Origin of the sequence: Sinomonas sp. G460-2 (assembly GCF_047759905.1) — a bacterium.
GTDB lineage: Bacteria > Actinomycetota > Actinomycetes > Actinomycetales > Micrococcaceae > Sinomonas.
In genome coordinates this window covers 1-2,637 of the sequence record NZ_JBKZWT010000413.1, presented here as the reverse complement: position 1 = coordinate 2,637, position 2,637 = coordinate 1, and the positions used below count along the sequence as shown (strand labels likewise).

At 71.9% G+C, this 2,637-nt stretch carries 2 protein-coding genes and 1 pseudogene; all 3 read right to left on the bottom strand.

The annotated features are described in order from the left end of the window. The coding region (locus ACLN58_RS20690) for a DUF5682 family protein (RefSeq protein ID WP_415857110.1) at positions 1-1,020 on the bottom strand (1,020 nt) is incomplete at its 3' end. Between the two features lie 3 nt (positions 1,021-1,023). Further along, entirely contained in the window at positions 1,024-2,133 is a 1,110-nt protein-coding gene (locus ACLN58_RS20685) for an ATP-binding protein (RefSeq protein ID WP_415857109.1), read from the bottom strand. Continuing rightward, positions 2,130-2,637: pseudogene (locus ACLN58_RS20680) on the bottom strand (hypothetical protein); the annotation flags it as partial. The pseudogene ACLN58_RS20680 and the gene ACLN58_RS20685, both read right to left, overlap by 4 nt.

Sequence of the window (2,637 nt, the reverse complement as noted above, 5' to 3'; positions counted from 1 at the left end):
TCCTCGGACGGCGGCGAGCGCCTCGGCCGTCCGCTGGGCCTCGACGACGGATGCCGTCGAGGCGTCGAGCTTCTCGCCGCGCAGGGCCTGGGCCACGCGGACGAGCCAGCCGGTCGCGATCTCGGTAGGAGAGCCCTGGGCGCTCCAATGGGTGAAGAGGTACTGGTACCACCCCGGCGCGGCAACCCCGGCTCCGTACCCGCTGTCGAGGCTCAGCCGGCTCGAGGTCCACGGCACCCACGTGGCGGAAACCTTGGTCTTCGGCAGGCCCGTAAGCTGCTTCGAGTCGGCCGACGCCGGCGGGAAGCCCGCGGGCACGAGGGCCGGCGCGTGGTACGCCCCGCACACGACCGCGATCCGCTCGTGCCCCTCGCGCATCGCGGCGCGCAGCAACCGGCGCATCGCGGCCTCCCGCAGGGAGTTCTCGGCGACGTCGGGATCGTCGGCGGGCCGGCCGTCGAGGGCCCGAATCTCCGCGATGGCCTCGGTGATCGCCTCGAACCGTTCGACCGGGCCCGCGTCCCGATGCTCGACCGCGTCCTCCCACCAGCGTTCCGCATCGCTATAGCCGGCCGCCGCCGCGAGCATCGCGATGGCGTCCGGACGGTACGGCCGCGGTGCCGGCGCCTCGTCGTCCTCTTCGGGGGAGTCCGCGGAAGCCCGGGAGGGCGGTGAGTCCTCGGACCCGGCGGCCTTGCGCAGTGCGAGGCTTTGCGCCGCGGGAAGGTCGATCATGCGCACCGGGGTCGCGGTCGCGAGGGCCCATCGCAGCGCCACCCACTCGGGGGAGAAGCTCGCGAGCGGATAGAACGATGCGAGGTGGGGATGCTCGGTCGAATAGATCAGGGCCGCCACGGGCGGAACCATGCCCGATTCGCCGACGAGCGGCACCACCTCGTCGAGCTCGGGCGGCCCCTCGATCAGCACGAGATGCGGCCTGATGACCGCGAGCGCCTCGGCGACGGATCGCGCCGAGCCCGGCCCGTGGTGCCGAATCCCGAGGACCTGGACGTCAGCCATTCGCTAGCTCGACGTCTCGAGATCGCGGCAGGCCCTGTACAGGTCCTTCCACTCGGGGCGGTTCCGCACCACGGTCTCCAGGTACTCCTGCCAGATCACGCGGTCCTGGACCGGATCCTTGACGACGGCGCCCACGAGCCCGGCCGCGACGTCCTCGGCCCGGACGGTCCCGTCGCCGAAATGGGCGGCGAGGGAGAGACCGTTGGTCATGACCGAGATCGCCTCGGCGGTCGAGAGGGTCGCCGACGGCGATTTGACCGTCGTGCGCTGATCTTGCGTCATGCCCGCGCGGAGTTCCCGCATGACGGTGACCACGCGCCTGATCTCGGAGAGCTCCGCGAGATCGGCCGGAAGCTCTAGCGCGGCCCCGAGGCTGCGGACGCGCGTCGTGACGATCTCGACCTCCTGGTCGAGGCTTTCGGGCAGCGGGAGCACCACGGTGTTGAAGCGGCGCCGGAGGGCGGACGAGAGGTCGTTGACCCCCTTGTCCCTGTTGTTCGCCGTGGCGATGACGTTAAATCCCTTGCGGGCCTGCACCTCGGCGTTGAGCTCGGGGATCGGCAGCGTCTTCTCGCTCAGGATCGTGATGAGCGAGTCCTGGACGTCCGACGGGATGCGAGTGAGCTCTTCGACGCGCACGAGGCTCCCGGTCTCCATCGCCCTCATCACGGGCCCCGCCACGAGGGCCGCGCGGGATGGCCCTTCGGCGAGGAGCCGCGCATAGTTCCAGCCGTAGCGCAGGGCCTCCTCCGGGGTTCCCGCCGTGCCCTGGACCACGAGGGTCGAGCTGCCGGAGATGGCCGCGGCGAGGTGTTCGCCCAGCCACGTCTTCGCGGTCCCCGGGACCCCGAGGAGAAGGAGGGCCCGGTCGGTGGCCAGCGTCGCCACGGCGATCTCCACCAACCGCTCGGACCCGAGGTACTTCGGCGTGACGCGCGTGCCGTCGGGCAGGGTCCCGCCCAGCACGTAGGTGGTGACGGCCCACGGGGACAGCCGCCAGCTCGGCGGGCGCGGGCGATCGTCGACGGCGGCGAGCGCCTCGAGTTCGTCGGCGTAGGCGTCCTCGGCGTGGGCGCGGAGGATGTCCGGGGAGGTTGCCTGGGGGTCGGTCATGCGAAGGCCTCCGTGATCGATCGTCGGAACGACTGGTACTGAACGATGTCCCTGAGCACGCGGCGCCGCCCGGCGTCGTCGTCAGTCCTCTCGAGGAGGCGCCGGCAGTGCTCGGTGGCCTCGGGCGGAATGGCCATCGGAAGGGACGGCGCCAGCGCCGACGCGACGAGGCCGCCCTTCTTCGTCGCGATGAGCTCGAGCACCTCCTCGGCTAGGGGCAGTCCCCACGGCGTGGGCAGCTTTCGGAGGAGGGGCACGAGATCGACCGGGGGCGTCGAGCCGTTTCGAAGCTCGCGGTGTATCGCGAGCTCGCGCTCGTCAGGGGGGAGGCACGCGACGAGGCGCAGGTCGGTGCGGGTTTCGAGAAGGGCGCGCACCCAGTCGAGGTCGGCGCGGAGCGCCGCCGTGGACAGGATCGTGGCGATCACGCGGGCGTCGCCGGCGAGCAGGGCGAGGGCAGTCTTCGGATTGCCGCCCGCCGCGGCCGTCCACACGTCGAGCGGC